The organism is Desulfotomaculum sp. OF05-3 (assembly GCF_003435535.1).
Taxonomy (GTDB): domain Bacteria; phylum Bacillota; class Clostridia; order Lachnospirales; family Lachnospiraceae; genus Pilosibacter; species Pilosibacter fragilis.
Genome location: NZ_QWGO01000011.1, coordinates 43,142 through 61,240, shown reverse-complemented (window position 1 = coordinate 61,240; position 18,099 = coordinate 43,142). Strand labels below are relative to the sequence as shown.

The following is an 18,099-nucleotide window of genomic DNA, read 5'->3' as shown; positions in this document are numbered from 1 at the left end:
CACTATCTGGGCGTGTTCGGAACCTTCACCGTTAGAGCGCGCCCATGGCGCGCATACTCAAAAAGGCAGATATCCTTTTGAAGAACATCTGCCTTTTACACATCTTATCAAGAGCTGGTAGTCTATCGTTTCTACTCTCGATTCTTTTTATTCTCTTCTTCCTTATTCTTAAACCAATTATCCAGTTTCGTGAGACCCCGGATCAAGATCTTCTTCTCATCATCATCAAATTCATCCATGATGGATGTGATCATCTCTTTGTGGAATCTTGCATGATGAACAAACGCCTTCTTGCCCTTATCTGAAAGCGAAATATATACGACCCGGCGGTCTTCCTCACCGCGTTCTCTCTTCACATAGCCCTTTTTAACCAGGCTGTTCATTGCGATCGTCAAGGTTCCCACCGTGACGGAGAGCTTTTTCGCGATCGAGGACATATTTTTCGGCGTTCCTATACCAATGGCCTCAATCACATGCATATCGTTATTTGTTATATCCTGGAATTCCCGGGTAATGATCGCTTTCTCCTCAACATCCATGATGCTGCGGAATAATCTCACCAGGATCTCATTCAGTTCCTTATAATCGTCCAACAGCGGAATCCTCTTTCTCCCTGGGCTGTCTGATCTCTTCTGGCAGCCCGGATCTTTTGTCTTTTATGGGTTTTATTATAACCGATTCCAACTGACGGCACAACTGATTTCCAAGTGTTTCCGACCTTTTTCCGGGAAATTTCAGGACTTACAGCCTCTTCTCCTGCTATGTCCCCGTTGCTGTTCTGCTGCTGTTCCGCCGCTGAGAACGCCTGGCTTTTTGCCTGGCATTCTGGCGGTCTTACAATAAATCCGCCAGAAAGATACTTGCAGCTATCCCGGCCGCTGTCGCGACTAGAGCTCCCGGCAATGTCCAACGGGTCTTTCGGATATGGGCAGACATAAAATATACACTCATGGTGTAAAATACTGTCTCCGTACACCCCATCATGATCGAGACCATATTTCCCACCAAGGAATCTGGACCGTATTCTTTAAAAATATCAAGGATCAGACCGACAGCCGCGGAACTGGATATGATCCTCACCAGGATGATCGGAATTACCGGAACCGGGATATGGCAGAGTGCGGCTGGGAATTTCAGAAGCTCTGATAATACCTCCAGAATCCCGGAAGCTCTCAATACTCCCACCGCAGTCATCAGTCCGATCAAGGTTGGAAGTACATCCGCCACTGTCCGCATTCCTTCTTTTGCACCATCCAGGAAATCGTCGAATACCGGCCGTTTTGCGAGGATTCCGGAACCAACGATATAAAATACCGTGAGCGGAACCATGAATTCTGAGAGGAAAATCAATATATCCATGTTTTTCTTCTATGCCCTGCGATTGCCGTTTCTTTAGAACTTCCCGACATTAACACATACTCTACAGAATGTCTTCTTCCCGTCAGTCCTATCCTGGGAACCGCAGCAATCTCCCTTCAATTCTTTTCCTTCTCATTGTATTCTCCGCAAAAATCCATTATACTAAGCCCATGGAGGTGTTTTTCACTATGAGTATTCTTTTTCTAGAGTATCCACCCTGTTCTACCTGTCAGAAAGCAAAGCGCTGGCTTGATGAGCATCATGTATCCTATACCAGCCGCCACATCAAGGAGAACAATCCCACTGCGGAGGAACTGACAGAATGGTATAAAAAGAGCGGACTTCCGTTGAAAAAATTCTTTAACACCAGCGGACTTATCTATAAATCCATGGGATTGAAGGATAAACTCCCGACAATGAACGAAGAAGAGCAGATTGCCTTGCTCGCAACAGACGGAATGCTTGTAAAGCGTCCGTTAGTTATCGGAGACTCCTTTGTTCTCACTGGTTTTAAGGAAAAAGACTGGCAGGAAAAGCTAGGGTGACTGACGCCCTGGCTTTTTTCCTGTCTTCACGAATAACCAGATTCCCGCTGCTAAAAAGAACAGGATCCCGATACTGACCGTTAGCGTTGTGACATGGCTCTCCAGCCATTCTATGATCCGCTCCGCCAGACTGGTTCTCAAAAGATCTGGGGGATCCGTTTCTTCTTCTGCCCGACTTACGATCTCTGCCTCGGGTGCGTTTTCTGTCTTATTTTCCGTTTCTGGAAGAACTTCCTCATAAATTCCAATATACTGCTTTCCTTTCAGATCCGGTGTTCGGATCTGACCTCCATATTTTGCTTTTACATTTCGAATCAGCTTACTTCCGCCTGCAGTCGCATTTCTGAACATCACCTCCCCATCCATATAAGGTTCTCCGTCCCATTCCACCCGGTCCACCCGATAATATACCCGGGACAACCCTGCAAGTTCTAAAAGTTTTTCTCCATAATCAGCAAGATCTGCATCGCCAGGAATCTCCATATCTCCCAAATAGAATGAATCTGCCCCGTATCCAGATACCGTCACAGAAAAGGAAAAGGTATCCGACCAGCTTCTCGACGTCTCTTCCACATCTACAAGAGAAAGTTCCCGCTCAAACTCTGTGCCGGACTCCTCATCGATAAGCGGAACGTCTGCCGTCTCCGGCACCGTATCATCACCTTCCAGGTCATAGGGAATTGTCACCTGGGCATATGTTATTTCTCCGGCTTTTTTCGCATTTCTGATTCGTTTTGATACCAACCGGTATTCCTTTTCCCCCTCGATCCTTGTCTCTTCCGGTATGAATGCCTCACCTCCATCCGTAAATATGGGGCTTTCATAGATCAAAGTCTCTTTTTCTTCTGATTTTTTATTTCCAGATGCTGCCTCTTCCGTGAAAAGTGTTTCCTCTGCAAACGTAGGCAGCGGAAATGCCAGACATGACAGAAACATCACACTTCCTAAAAAACCGGAAATTTTTTTGACAGGAAGCCGGAATATTCGGCTCCCATCATTTTTTATCCTTACGTTCTTCTTTTCTCTCATTTTCCTCCTTCTTTATATGCAGATACCAAAGACCAAGGAATCCGATAAACAGACCAAATACCGCAATTTCCGGTCTCCGGGTATCGCCAGTCTCCGGGGTCCTGAGACTTGTCCTGTCCTTCTGACGGACTCGCCCCTCTGTGCTGCCGGAAAATTCCCGCTCATAGCGTACCGTAATCCTGCCATACGTCTTTTCTCGGTCCCGTTCTTGTTTCGATTCCTCCTCCGATTCCGGTTCTGTCCACTCTGCCTCCACCGGTTTCTTCGGTTTGTCATGCGGAGTGGGCGCTGTTGGCTGTTCCGGCTCTGCCGGTCTCTCAGACGTCTCCGGTTCCTTCGGCGCTGTCGGAGTCTCCGCTGGCGCCGTTGTCTCAGATTCGGCCGGCTCTGTCGGCAGCTCCGGTTCAGTAGGTCTTTCCGGTTCGTCCGGTGTTTTTCTGCGGTCTGTCATCTCGATTTTTACAAAGCTTCCATCTATTGGCACTGTAAATTTGATGGATTCAGCGATCTCATACCCATCCGGCGCAGATATTTCCGTCAGGATATACGTCTCCCCTGCTGTCAGCGTTCCCTCCACAAAATGTGGAGTTTTCCCTGATATCCAGGAATCGATGACCGTTCCATCCACCGTTTTTAACTCCAGGGACGCTCCAGGCAGTTCTTCTCCCGTCGCCATATCTAACTTGCTGAACTGTGCTCTCGTCTTTTTATTCGTAATCGAAAGTTCATACAACTGGATCACCGCTTCTTTTTCCCTGTCAAATACGATAGAAAACGTCTCTTCAGAACACCCATATCCGGGTGGAGACTGGATCTCCTGAACCTCATACTCGTACATGACCCAGGCACCATTTTTCAGATAACCGATCGGTAGCTCCGGTGACAGCGCAATTCCGTCCGCACCTGTCATAAATACCGTCTTTTCTCCCGTCTGTACGCAGACCGCCTCAAACCATGCCCCGGAAAGTTTCAATTCTTTATCTTCCGCATCTGTCTTTCGGATTCTGATCCTGCCACATGCTATCTTTTCTTCCGGTTCCCGTCTGTTTTCCACCTCATAACGGACGATATTCTCCGTCTGGTCTACCGTGATAAGGATCGGTTCCGCTCCCTGATAACCGTCCGGAACTCTCGTCTCAAGAAGTACATATTTTCCTTCCGGAATCCGGTCAATTCGGTGCAGACCGGCTCTCATATCATAACTGGTCATTCCCGGATACCTCTCGGATGATCTGTCATGATAGCGGAACTGGTATTCAAACCGCGGTGACAGCTGACCGTCGGATGTTAATCTTTTCGGATCTCCATCAACTGTGACTGAGACCCGCATTCTGCTTCCATCCGATAATTCCCAGATCTGTGTGATGATTTTTCTGTTTTCCGTCGCCATATCCTCCAGAAGTCTGGCATCTCCTGAAGTGACTCTTCCCTGAGATTCCTTTTTCCACGAGAACTGCCGGAATTCATTTCCATACTGTCCAAACATCTTTTCATACGCCTCTGGAATCGCCGGAACATATTCCGACAGATCATCCGCCTTCCAACTGTCCACGATTCGGTCTTTCCGGTACAGATAAGCGCCGTTTTCCGTCTTTGCTCCCCCATTCTCATCCAGAACTGCCTCACAGAGGACAAACTCTGCTGCGGCAGGCCAGGATAACGGCTCTTTCTCCCCGGATGCATTTCTCTCAAGCTTAAAGACCTCCAGCTTCGTATGATCGTCTTTCAACACAAAGCTCTGCAGATTTCCTGTTTCCTCCACTGTAATCTCCATGGATGCAGGAAGGTAACCATCCGGCGTTTCCAGTTCCTCCAGAATATAATCACCCACAGGAATTCCTTCGAAATATTTCGGTTTTCCATCCGTTATCCACATTGCAGTGACTGAAACTTTATGATTATCCACAGGATCTTCCGAGTTCCACACAGCCGGTGTCTCCTCTGTCTTCACGAAATAATATCCTTTAGGATATTTATCCTGATCGGCAGTATTTACCCGCTTTGCCTTAAACAGCGCAAGCTTCGCCCCTGTTACAAAGGTCTGGCTGTATGTGCCCCGGATCTCTGTGCTTGTTTCACTTGTCTCCATATCTGTGCGGTTTTCTACCTTCTGACGGTAATCTTCTGTTCCGTCGATTTTTGCGATCTCCACCTTTGTTTTTTCATCCGACAGGAGTACTCTCTGGACCTCATTCGTCTCCTTCACTTCCACTGCTGACGGAAATGTGCGGACATAGCCATCCGGCGCTTCCAGTTCTTCCAGGATATAGCTGCCCGGGATCACCCGCCTTAAAAGGTCCGGCTGTCCGTCCGTACTTTCATCCATCCGTCCATCCTGAATCGTTTTTTCGCCGCTGATCCACACATTTGGAATCAGATAGGACTCTCCTTTCCTGTGCTTTAGCGGCACGTCATCCGCCTCATTCTCCGGATCTCCCACATCAAGCAGCTTTTCTCTCTCATTTAAATGATACGCAGCCCGGTTTTCCATCTCCAGAAGCTCCTCATACCGGTATGTCACATAGTCCCCATCCCGGTCATAGACCGGCTCACCCTTTTTATACAGAGCTCCGCTCTCCGGATAATATTTCACCAGGCCAAACTCATCGAGAACCGGTTCCATCCATTTTTCAAAAACCCCTGTTTCCGTGTTCCATGTTCCCGTAATATAGGCATTCTCACTTCCTTCCATGATCTCCGCCGGTCTTCCCGTCAGTATTTTTCTTCTTCCAGTCAGATTTCCCGCGGTGTCTGTTTCCTTTACCACGGGCCATACATAGAATACCTGCTGTTCTCTTCCATTCGATCCGATTTCTGTCTTCTTCACATATGCCAGGCCTGTGTAGGCATCAACCTCCGCATCCCTGCACAAAGATCCATCGAGATGAAACAGTGTGGTCTCCGGATCCGTTGCAGTAAATACCTTCGATTTCCGGTCATACACAAGTTTTGTAAAATCGCCTCCCGATATTTCAAATACCGGCTGTCCGTTTTTCAACGCATAGATCGATTCTGTATCAAAGGTGATCTTCTGTTGCCGTCCTTCCCGGTCATAGCCGTAGAAAGTCCCGTCTTTTCCCTTTTTTATCACATCAAGATTTCCAAGATCATAGAATAAGACCGGTGTATCCCTTCGCTTCACTGTCTTGATTTCCCAGGTATCTTCTCCCCGCATCTCATCTACTGACGCTCTGTCCCGGGAAAATTCCAGCTTTTCTCCGGCATATCCCTCTTTTACGACAATATCTGTCACATTTCCGTTTCTGTCCCTCGTGACCTCAACACCTTCAAATGCATGATCCTGTGAATCCCCGGTCTGCTTGACCCGGATCGCATCATAAAGTGCAAGCTTGGCTCCTGTTACATACGGATTCTGATGATCTGTCGTCTCCAGTTTTCTCGTCACATAACCGTAACCCTGAAAGATTCCATTCTCATAGACAATCTCCACCCGTTCTCCGTCGCGTTTCCTCTGCTCCAGCATCTCCAGAGTCCCCTTTTTCCAGCCAAATCCCTGGTATGTACCTGCATGATTATAGGCAAGATCAAGGTTCTCAAGCCCGTACTGTGCACGAAGTTCCGATATCGTTCCTTCCACTCGCCCTGATACTTTCATTCCACGAGTTAAGTCTATTGTCTTTGTTTTTGAAATTTCCAGAATTGTTGCGGTATTTTCCGCATATATTCTGGCAGTATCCGTGACATTTTCCGGGTGGATTCCATCCGGATCCTGTTCGTACCCGTAAACTGCTGCCGCCGTTTTTCCTTCTGTCCAGCCTCCGGAATACAGGATCCGGTCACTGTAAATCTCTACTGCCACAGGTCCTGAACGCACATACCCGGCCGGCGGCTTCACCTCTGCCAGCACATAAACCCCCGCGGGAAGCGGATTCGGTGTTTTTGCGTATCCAACTGCCTGGAGAATCCCCTTTTCCTCGATATCCCGGATCGTCGGGATCGCCATGAGTGTTCCTGTCTGCAGCCCATTTTTATCCGTAAAGCTTACCAGATCACTCTCCTGGCAGATCGGTGTTCCGGCAGGGACCGTTCCATAGAACAGCTCTCCGGCCCCGGCTGCCTTTCTCGCAAATGGCCGGATCTCCTTTGCCCCCATCGCCTCAAGAAAATACTGGCTTCCAAGGATCATCGTATCCGCCGTATAACATCGCACGGCACCATCCCCGTCGTCCGCCTCATTTCTTTCCGCCCGATAGACTCCAAATACCGCGTCATCATGAAGGATCGGCTCTCCAGTTTCTGCGTCAAGCTTCTCAATTCTCAGATTTGAGAAATACTTTCGGTTCAAAAATGTCTTTTCCCCATAACCGGTCCAGAGCGTACCCTCTTTTTCCTGATTCGGATCCACAATACTCCATGGAATAAGCATCGGCGCATATTCCCCGTCATAGGCAGTCTTTACACCTGTCATCGTCTCCTTTCCCTCTCTCTTCGCTCCATTTTCACTGTCCGACCGATAATGATAGTACTGCTTTACCGTCTCATTCCCGTAAGGTTCGTAATGACCTGCTCTCTTTTTCTCAGAAAGTCCATACGGATAGACTTCAAAATCCCCATCATTGCTGTGGGCACATATCACATACTCCCGAAGTTCCTGTTTCTGATTTTCCGCCCACTCCTCGTTAAAACGTATCAGATATTTTTTTGCAAGATCCCACGCAGAATCTGCAGCCCTGTATACATACTTCTCCTTCCAGTCATCTCCAGCCTCAATCTGTCCGCCTGCCACCGGAAGAAATATCTCCTTCGGCGCATCGATCTCATAATGCCTATTCTTAAAGTCAAACAGCTCCGGTGCATGGGGCTGCTCCTCCACGATTACATATTCGCCGTAAGGAAGATACTTCGACACCGCTGACGCTGCCTCTTCCTGTGCCTGTCCGTTTTCCTTCCGGACCGCCAGAGTTGTCCTATCCCCGTCAAGCCCGCCCTTTTCCTCGCTGTCCCAGGCGATCGCATAGATTTTTCCCAGATCATACTTGAAAAACGGCTGCAGATAGTCCTCCGCTTTCTGGATCGCAAGATAGAGCGCATGATCATACTGTTCATCCGAATATGAGTTTTCTCCCTGTTTCATCTGTTCCTGCTCCGCTTTCAGATACCAGTCAATGGCAAACTGCCGGACTGCGTCCGAGCGCTTTGCATTCTCCTTCGCGTATTCCGAGGTATTGATCTCATTTTGCTTTCCGGTAATGAGGCTGGCCACAAACGGTTTAAATGATGTATTCCACAGGAATCCCCTTCTCTTCCAGCAATCCGTGTCTGCCGTCCGGATAGCTGCAAAGAATTTCTCATAGTTATACCCTTTAACTGTCCCGGCTTCCCCATGGTCCGGATCTATCTTCCGCCCCACTGTCTCCAGTACCTGGCGGTCCGTCTTTTTCGTATAGACCTTCTGGACCAGCTCCGGGAAATTTTTCTGGTATTCTTCGATCTGCACCGTTTTCCCGTTTTTATCCACCCAGAAGATCTCTCCGTCTCTTGTGCAAAAGATCCGTTCCAGATTGGACTTCAGATAGATCTTAAACCGGAAATTTCCGATGTTTTTCTCGTCATCCGTCTTTTTCTCTACCCGTATCTTCTGCTTTACCGGCCGTTCCAGTACAAGAACAGGCGTGAGCCCCGTATCTCCATCCTCGCTGATCTTATCCTGACCGCGGTATACCAACCGCTTCGCAGTGATGTAAGTGTCTGAAAGGTCCTGATTTTTTGAGACTGACACAGCAAGCGCTGCCCCCGAGAATTTCACAAGGTATTCCGCATAACCGATCCGGTCTCCTTCCTGATATCCCCAGACATTCGCGTTTCCGATCGTCTGGATCTCCTTTTCCGTCAGGACATGATCTTTTTCCGGAAGTTTTACGATAAAGTTTAAGGTGAGACTCGTCTTTCCATCGGTAAAGTCCTTTCCGAACGAATCTTTTCCGGAAGTCCGAACCTGAATTCTGTATACACCAGTCTTCTCCCTCACTACGCTTTGAATCTCCACATCTTTTTCCACGAGCTCTTTTTCTGTTGTGACCTCGATCTTATCTTCCGTTCTCGTCAGCGGAACACGGTATCCATGTGCCGGATCTCCCGACAGATAATCGATCACCTCTTCTCCCTCTTTATGATAAACCATGACCTGATGCATGATCTCTGTCAGCTTTCCATCTGTTCCCGGCATCAGAGCCGGTGTCAGAGTCGCATCGAGATAATATCTTCTGTTTCCGGCGGACCCCATCACATACTGTCTGTCGATCTGGAACCGGAAGTTTCCGCTATTTTTATATTCCTGATACACCCAGCGGAGATTTACCGGATCCTCGTACACCGCATAGACACTGTCCGTCGTCTTTTTCCCATTTTCCACTTTTGAGGTAAAAAATCTGCGGTTTCCAATAGAAGATGCACCTGCATACAGCGTTACCTGATAACCAGCATCCTCTTTTCTGATCCCATCGATTCCGCAAAAGTTCCACTGGGGATGTTCCTGATACCAGGTGAAAATGCTTCTCATAAGATCCAGAACACAGGAATTCTTTTCGACAGGCACTGTAATTTCCTGCACCGCTGCACCATACACGGTCTTTTTTGCCGGCTCTCCCGGATCTGTTGTCATTCCCCAGAGATCTTTCTGGCCCTTTTTTACTCCCCGGCTATAGACCGGCACATCCTCCAGCGAGCGGATACCTCCGGCCGTAACCGGAACTTCATACCCGTTTCTTCCAAGGATCTCCTCTGTCTGAGCCTTCAAGAAGAGAAAGCTCTCCGACGTTTCGTCTGAAAGGTCACAGTCCTCCAGTTTCACCTGAAACCGCTCATCTTCCTCATTGACAGACAGATTTGAAAGGCTCATCGGTATCTTTTCCGGAATCTGTTCTGCCTCTAAGATCTGCGGTTCTATCCGGCTCACCGGTTCCTGTCCGGTAATATTTCCCGCCGCATCCCGCTCCGGCTGATAGAGAAGATCACTGGTATCGCTCTCCGCCCGTTTCCATACGGTTCTCCCGGCCCCATCTTTTACAATCACCTCTTCTGTTCCCGTCACGTGAGGTCCTGTCACCAGCTCCTCCCCTGTATCAACGCGGTAGAATTTCGTTCCTTCCGGAAAACCATAGGCAAAGATCTCATAACCTCCATCTCCATTTTCCCCTGCTGCCCCCGCTGATGTGACCGAAAATGGAAGTTCATCATATCCTTTTCCTCTTCCGTCATCGCCTTCCATTGCCGCTGCGAGTTCCGGCATCGTGACCACAGCCGTTCCATTTGCGTCCGTCACAGATCCTGGAGTTTCAAAGCCTGCTCCCCGGTTGGTGATCTCCTGATCCATTCCGTTTACTGAAAGCTCGTATCCCTCACTTCTGGAAAGTTCTTTTATATAATATTTTCCCAGAATCAGCGGTCTCCCGATCCACCAGTTTCCGTTCTTCTCCATGTTCTCCTGATACAGGTTTCCTGGCCCGTTCCAGGAGATATCCGTCCTTTTTCTGATCTTTCCGGCCGTATAATCGTACTCCACTCCCGGTGCTTCCGTATAACACAGGAAATCCGCATTTCCATCCTGATCTGTTGCTGCCGCTGCCACAAGATCATTTTTCTTATAGACAACGCCAGTATTGGTCAGAATTCCGTTTCCTGTCACCTCCGCATCCGGATGAACGATGTCTTCCGCCGCAAAAAGGCCATACACGGCCCCTTCAAGTGTTCCATCTCCTTCCGCATCCCCGTAGGACGAATAATCATCCGATTCTCCCCGAAAAAGATCTCTGTCTTTTTTCGTGATATGGATCCGCCCCTCAGTTCGATGGTCATACACATGCCAGGCATCCCCGCAGTCCTCAGCGCCATTACAGTGCGAATACCTCTCGGAATCCCCGAGATCCAGATGCCGGATTCCGTCCTCCTCTGCATCCGCCAGAATATCCTCAAAGTCCCCGACGCCTTCAAACTCTCCCCAGTCATCAGATTCTTCACCATCATCAGCTTCTTCCCGGCTTCTTCCCATAAACCAGCCATAAAACCGATCAAAAATACTTTTCTTTTCTGCATTGGACGCCGTTGCTTTAACCGCAGCTTCTTTCGTATCCGCTTCCGCGTTAGACGCCGTTCTCTTCATAATTGTTTCCGCGCGGCTTTTTACCACCGGTATTTTTCTCTCCGAAACAGTACTCCCGCCTGTCATTCCATTTCCCGAATACCAGATGTTTTCCGTGATCTCACGGCTGCTTCCGGATCGCTTTTCCGCGTCTGCTCCCGCCTGGGAAGAATCCGTCGTGATCATCTCCACAGGGATATCATCCAAGTGCAGATCGTGGAGGATATACCCGTTTCTTGCCTGGATCTCCCTCCATGTATAGGTAAACCGCAGTCCGATAAACTTCCGGTATGTCTCCTCACAGTCCGCCTTGCAGCCGGATTCCTCAAATGCGGCTTCGGATGCAGCCCGGAGCTTTCGCTCATTTCCAGCATTTTTTCGGCTTCTCCCATCCGGTTCTCCGCTTTCCAATACTTCCTGTACCTCATCGTAGACACTCTCATCCGCCAGCCAGTGAAAATGGCAGCCTCCTTCCGCCTCTGCCTCACAGGCCTCCACCAGTTCCATCCACTGCTTTGCCGCAGCCCTGTTATTATCCCTGGTCTGTTCTGCGGCCTCCTCATAGGCATCACTCTTTTTCCCGTCCTCATCGCCGGAATCCCCATCTTCCTGGTCCTCCGGCATATTTGCCCATGACGGCGCGGCATGTCCGTCACAGTATGTCTTTTCATACGCATACTTTCTGGTATCTTTGTAGGTTATCTCCCCTTTTCCGTTCGTGGTTCCTTCCGAAAACACCTGAAATCCGCTCCATGGACGAAAGCTCAGGTTCTTTTCCGCAAGTCTTCCCTCGCCGTCTGTCTTTGAGATCTTTCCTCCGTCCTCAAATCTTTCATACAGATAGAACTGGCTTCCCTTGAGTGGCATTCCAGTCTCATCGTCATGTTTTACAAGCCTGACATTGTAATCCGCCGAAAAGGTCTCCTTGTGACGATAGATCTGAAATTCGAGAGTCGGGGGTTCCACGCCGTATTCCGGTATTTCCCCGTCTCCCGCGCCTCCTGGTTCTCCGCTTTCCCCATCTTGGCTAATCACCAGATAAAACACCATATCAGAGGGAATGATCCTCATATCCGCCTTATAGAGTCTCTGATGTTCCGGCGCGTTGATGCAGACCTTAAAGTCCATCCACTCCCTGAGATATTCCGGATTCCAGCTGCCTTCCGTATACCAGCCGGAATTGCCTTTCATAGTGATCTTATACCGCACCGTTGTCTTGTTGTATTTCTCTTCATCTGTCATATTGCTTCCGACAGCATTCTCATTTGCGGTCACCGAACCATTATTGTGGATCTGGATCGCATCTCCGCTCCAGGTCACCTCATACAGATTTTGTCCCATCACCGATTTCGCGATATTTTTATCCTGGGATGCGTCAAGCCATCCCACGTTTCCCCCTGTGGATCCATTGTCCCACACACTCTGGGGCTCGATCTTCGCGATATCCCGGATAAACTCTTTTCCAAGAACAAACTCCGTATCCAGGGCGCCAGGTCCGTCAGAAAAAGGCAGTACCTGAAATGGCACTGCCGTATCTTCCGAAGTTGCTCCCCTGATCGCATCCGGAGCTTCTTTTCCCGCCGCCAGCCCGACGGAGGACGCCTGCTCCATAACAGCGATCGCGCGGTCTTCAATTTCCGGATTGTCAGCCACCCAGGCAAATTTTGTCCCTGCATCGTCTTTCACATACTTTACGATATTGGCACTGGACGTCGTAGACGCGATCTCCGCATAAAGACCCGGATCAAACTTTTTTGCCGCGTCCTTCAGTGCCGACCAGTTGTCCGGATATGCCCAGAATAACCGTTTCGCCTGCGTTTCCGTAAGCGGAGACGGCATCGTATCAAACTTATACATATCATACCGGTCGACCTTCTTCCAGCCTTTTCCCCCATCGAGGCAGTAATACGGGGCCGTCGATTTCTGCGGCCACACATCCGATGCCTCGGACGGGAACGGGAGTGGAATCCCCACTCCCGTGATCGTCATAATGACTGCCAGAAATCCAGCCAACCATCGCCTTCTTTTTTTCTCTTCCATACTGATCCCCCGCCATCATTTCTTTCCAATCGTCTGTACCGCACCTCTGACACACCATGCGCCTGTCTCATCCACAGTGTAGCCGTCCGGCGTCACACAGTCCGCCAGCATATGTCCGTTTTTCTGGTCCATATAGTAGCATTTTCCATTGATCCAGTTCCAGCCTTTCGTCATCCGCCCGGTCGGTCCCAGGTAATACCACGCTTCTCCTTCTTTTATCCAACCAGTCTGCATTTTCCCCTGGCTTCCGTCATTTGTCTTCTGGAGATAATACCAGCTTCCATCTTTTTCATCGAGAAACCACCCTGTCTGCATCCTGCCGTCAGCCGCAAAATGGAACCAGGAAGTCTTTTCCTGTCCTTCTTTCGCATATGGGTTGTAGATCCAGGCCCACTCATTGGCATACGTTCTTCCGCCGGAAACAAATTTCCAGCTTCCATCCTCCTGCTTTCTCCACTCACCGGTGACACTGCCCTTTGGCTGTTCCCCTGTGTTCTGGTCCTTTTTCAGCACACTTCCCGTTCTTCCGCCGCCGGAAGAACGTCCTCCTGAGCTGCCGGACCAGGTCTTATCCACAAGCTTAAACTTTAATTTCACAGGAATCTTTATCTCCAAAGCCCCAGCTCTGACCGTGATCTCGTCCTCATATTCCGCCGTATACGGATATTTCTTCATCCCCTCCGCAATCCAGAATGCCTCCGTATTTACTGATACCGCACCGTTTTCTACCTTTACAGCACCATTTTTTACGTTCCAGTTAAATTCGAAGCTACCGTCCCCATTTCCTTTTAACGCTTCCTGCGGTATCAGCTTTGCCGTAATCTTCTGTGCATCCGCGCCCTGCCATATGACCGCCGGGTTATATCTCGATCCCGTTTTCGTGAGTATCAGGTCAAACACCAGCTCTCCCTGATCCACCTTGATCTCCTCCGGCATCACCACAGTCCTGTCATCTGTCACAAAATCCACTTTCACGCTGCAGACTGCCGACTGGATATTTCCAAGGGCATCCTTTGCCGCCATCACTACCTCCGTGCTTCTTGTTCCACACCCAGTACGTTTCTCATAGATATGTTCCTTATGAGCCGCTTCATCCGCCTCTATGAGATCCAGGATCCATCTCGTATCCTTTTTCGCCATCACCTTTGCGTTCCGGTAATCTCCGTCCGCGATTCCCTCTTCCACAAAACCGGCGTCCACCTGGATAATGGCATTATCGCCGACGGTCCAGCTGATATCTTTTTTATCGAAATAGTCCGGTGCAAAGGATCCTGACAGGATCTGCGGCGCGGATACCGTGATCGTTTCCTGCGGCTTTTTCCTGTCACCGGTCAATGTTCTTGTCACCATAAAATTCAATGCCGCTTTGTCGAGAGTCGCGCCTTCCGCTGCGATCTTCGTCCGGTCCTTGATCTGGAATGTCACCGGGATCCTGCAGTTTGCGGTCACAGACTTCTCCTCAAAGCTGGATGCCGGTCTCGTCTTTGCTGTCAGAACCGCAAGTCCGCCCTGGGTACCGTTTCCGTAGACCGTATCCTCAATGGGGTACCGGTACTGTTTCTTCGCCTGTTCTGTCTCCGCTTTCTCCACAATATCCTTAAAGAATCCTGCATTCAGGTTCAACTCGATGGATGCGCTCTTTTTCGTATATCCGGACTCGTCCTCATCATCATTTTTCTTTAAGATGATCAACTCATCGTCATCCACACTCCATCTCACCGCCTCATCGGCGACATCGTTGTTCTTATCGACCACAGCATGGATCTTCACGTCCTGGACCTTCGTTCCCGACTCCAGCTTTCCGTTTAAATATCTCGCCAGCAATTTCCCCGCGGTATCCCTCACTTCCGTGGTGATCGACGGGTTCATCCGGTCCCCGGTGCGCTCCTCAATCACCCGGAAACCAAGTTCCTGGGGCTCTACCCGCACACCTGCTGCCACTTTCTTATAGAACGCAGAGACCTCCGTATCATGTTCCGGCATCACAAACTGGTAGGAACCGCCTGTCTGATAGGTCATCTTCCTTCTACGTCCCAGGGAATCTGTATAGGTCGGCACACCATCCATCTGGAACTTTTCTGTCTCCGTGTTCTTCGGAGCCGTGAGGACTGCAACGGTATCTCCGGCAGCCACCGCGCCCCGGTATGCTTTGTGGAATTCCTTGCTGTAGGCAGACGGACCTCTCGCCGTCAACACCGCCACATCATAGAAATTCCCTGAATTTGCCGCTGTATCCACCTGAAGGACCGACAGCAGATATCCCCTCACCGGTCGTCCCACGGAATTCGGTGCGAAATGATCTGGAGTATAGAGATCCTGTCTCGCCGCAGACTCGGTATCCACTACATGGAGAACGCCATTCTCGAGTTCCTCATAGAAATAGAGTTCGTCCTCCTTCTTCGTGTTCTGTCCCTGCACCAATGTGTAGAAATTATCTCCTTTGTTCCAGAAGCCAATATGAGCATCATAGGTGAACCGATTGTCATCCAAGACACCTGAGCCGCAGACACCGGCTGCAATCTTCTCCTCCGTATCCGCGAACAGGTACGCCACATCCGCTCCGTCCTCAACCCCATAACGGAAGTGGAAGCCAGTATCATGAGTTCCAATAAAAGTTCCCTCGCGCGCCGCACTTCCAAGCCCGGAAGATGCGATGGTCCCCTCAAACCGTGCCACCTTCATCTTTCCGGAAGCGTATTTTCCCGTGATACCGCCGATGGACTGAGAGCCGCTTCCGCCGATGGTTCCCATCACATGCGTATTGAAAATATCCGCGGAATTCTGGAACCCCACGATTCCGCCCACATAGCCGCCGCCCTGGATCCTGGCACTCAGACTGTCCCCTGTATTCACCTCACAATCCGCGATCAAAGACTCTGCCGCCCGTCCGGCAATTCCCCCGGCAAAGATCTCCTTTCCGCTTCCCGTATCGATAGCCACATGGTCGGAAACACAGTTTTCCACCACAGAGTCTTCCAGGACATCCGCAATAACTCCACCGGCTGTACCGGTAGTCCTCAATGTGCCGTTTACTGTCACGTTCCGGATCACTGAATGTTTCGCACGGCCCGCGAGAATTCCCCCATTCTCCTTTACCGTGATCACATGCCCCGGCTTTACCTTGAGCTCTGTGATCTCCGCGTTCTCCACTGCGCCGAACAGTCCCCCAAAGTCCCAGGACGGCTGGTACATGCGGAAATTGGACACAGTTTTTCCGTTTCCGCTAAAATGCCCCTCAAACGGCGATACTCTTCCGGCCCGCATATCCGCCCCAGTGTGATAGAATCCGATAGGGATCCAGTTCATTCCACCGAGATCAATATTTTTCCCTAACTCAAACCAGGCACCTTTATAATTTCCCGGATAAGTGCCCTCTCCCCTTCCAACCTCCATTCCCATGGACGCAAGGGCAGCGAGCCCAATGAGGTGCTCCTTCGTTGTGATCTGGTACGGCTTTTCCTTTGTTCCATCCCCAGTTCTTCCACTTAAAAAGCTCATATCGCCCACATCAGCGCCCCAGATCTCCTCATCCGCAGCGAGCACAGCAATATTTTCCACGGCATCCGATGCCGTCGCCGTTCTCTCCGCCGCTGTTTCCACACTTCTCAAAACTGCCATTCCTCTTACCGGCGTTCCAAGCGCCATGCAGAGTCCTAACCCTGCTAACATCATCTGGCTCTTTCTGCCTCTGTTTTTTCTGCTCTTCTTCATTTCTTTTCTCCCCTCTATGCCTGCGGCAGACAGAATGCCGGGCAGATCCCGATCCCAACATCTGACACATCCGCCTGTCTGAAGCATCCATTTTCAAGATCTACAACATACTCCCTGTTTCCATATACAAAACTGCCTCTTTCATCCACCTCATAAGCCGGTGTCCGAAGCCAGAACCCGCGGCTGTAAGAACTTCCCTTTCCTTCCGGATTCCAGATCTCATCCCGATACCGGTATGCTTCCTCCAAAGACAGCAGAAAGAATCTGTCCCGGCACTCCTGGTATGGCAGCAAATGGCTCTCAAGACCATCCAGACGGCTGTCAGCAAAATCACCATCCACTGTTTTCCCTGTAAATGCCGTCAAAGCTCCCGTGTATACAAAAGATGCATCTGGAACCGCAGTCTCTGCCTGTTCCCCCAGCCATTCTCTCACCCGGGATTTCTTATAGTTATTGTTTTCTCCAAACGGAAGTAAGATCCGCTCCTCATAAGTACTGTCCACATCGGACCGAATCACATTTTCCGCCAGAAACAGCGCACGTTTCCCATAACTGCCTCTGCCGTCCTGGTAATCATCATCGATACATCGAAACCGGCATATTTTTCCCGCAATCTCCCGCGAGACCACATCCCCGGTCCTCCATGCGGCCCGGTCTTCCTTCTCCCCGAACTTGTCTCCCGTTCCTGGAACGGTATTTTCCCCGGAATCCGGCGCCCGCCCCCGCCATTCAAAGCCGATCCGGCAGTCCGTAACCGTCTCACCGTTCACATTCCTGGTCCCCAGATCCAGCTTTGAAATATTTACCACTCCGGGAAACATCTGCGCGATCACCAGCGTATCGAACGAGCTGTCTTTTCCCGTTACCACAATTTCCTGCCGCCCTTCCCGTTCTGCGGCAGATACCGTCTCCATCAGAAACCGCCTGCCCGCTTCCCGATCCCTCAGGATCACAGGTTCTGCTGTCAGAAATTCTGCCGTTCTCTCCGCCGCGTAGGGAACGAGTTCTCCCCGACAGCTTGTGAGTACAGCAAAAGAACCGGCAGCAGCAAGCCACTTCGCCACTTTCTTTCGATTCATTTTTCCTCCTGGATATTCCGGCTAAAGCCGCCGGCGGCTTTACGATAAAGCAGATAATATCTGCCTCCAAAGATTTTTAAGACTTCCAAAAGATCTATTATGATTTGACTGGAACTCCCCAACCGGTTCGTTCCTCCGTTTGTCCATAACTATATCACAGGCCATACCCGGAATCCATATCGGATCCGTAAAACCAAAGCCCCATTATTTAGCCAGTTTCACGAAAATATTTTTGCAT

The 18,099-nt window shown here is 50.0% G+C and carries 7 protein-coding genes; 1 reads left to right on the top strand and 6 read right to left on the bottom strand.

Going from position 1 to position 18,099, the window contains the following annotated elements:
* Positions 1 to 131: 131 nt before the first annotated feature.
* Both DXA87_RS07905 and DXA87_RS07900 read right to left on the bottom strand, forming a co-directional pair.
* Positions 132 to 593, bottom strand: a complete 462-nt coding sequence (locus DXA87_RS07905) for a MarR family transcriptional regulator (protein ID WP_021905808.1) — start codon at positions 591 to 593, stop codon at positions 132 to 134.
* 241 nt (positions 594 to 834) lie between these two features.
* Positions 835 to 1,359 carry a membrane protein gene (locus DXA87_RS07900; protein ID WP_015553956.1) on the bottom strand — a complete coding sequence of 175 codons (525 nt, stop codon included), beginning with the start codon at positions 1,357 to 1,359 and terminating at the stop codon, positions 835 to 837.
* Between the two features lie 188 nt (positions 1,360 to 1,547).
* Here DXA87_RS07900 and DXA87_RS07895 point away from each other — a divergent pair, with 188 nt between their 5' ends.
* Positions 1,548 to 1,904, top strand: coding sequence for an arsenate reductase family protein (locus DXA87_RS07895; RefSeq protein WP_015553955.1), 357 nt, complete (start codon positions 1,548 to 1,550; stop codon positions 1,902 to 1,904).
* Here the strand turns inward: DXA87_RS07895 and DXA87_RS07890 are convergent.
* Genes DXA87_RS07890 through DXA87_RS07875 form a run of 4 tightly spaced genes read right to left on the bottom strand, consistent with a single transcriptional unit; the run spans position 1,896 to position 17,861 of the window.
* Positions 1,896 to 2,840 carry a hypothetical protein gene (locus DXA87_RS07890; RefSeq protein ID WP_147326520.1) on the bottom strand — a complete coding sequence of 315 codons (945 nt, stop codon included), beginning with the start codon at positions 2,838 to 2,840 and terminating at the stop codon, positions 1,896 to 1,898. The genes DXA87_RS07895 and DXA87_RS07890 overlap by 9 nt on opposite strands.
* Positions 2,841 to 2,898: 58 nt before the next feature.
* Entirely contained in the window at positions 2,899 to 13,071 is a 10,173-nt protein-coding gene (locus tag DXA87_RS07885; protein ID WP_117503764.1) for a SpaA isopeptide-forming pilin-related protein, read from the bottom strand.
* 15 nt (positions 13,072 to 13,086) lie between these two features.
* Positions 13,087 to 16,782: a peptidase A26 gene (locus tag DXA87_RS07880; protein ID WP_158553050.1), complete on the bottom strand. Its 3,696-nt coding sequence runs from the start codon at positions 16,780 to 16,782 to the stop codon at positions 13,087 to 13,089.
* 14 nt (positions 16,783 to 16,796) lie between these two features.
* Positions 16,797 to 17,861 (bottom strand): hypothetical protein, encoded by a 1,065-nt coding sequence (locus tag DXA87_RS07875; protein WP_117503762.1) that lies wholly within the window; start codon positions 17,859 to 17,861, stop codon positions 16,797 to 16,799.
* Positions 17,862 to 18,099: the final 238 nt, after the last annotated feature.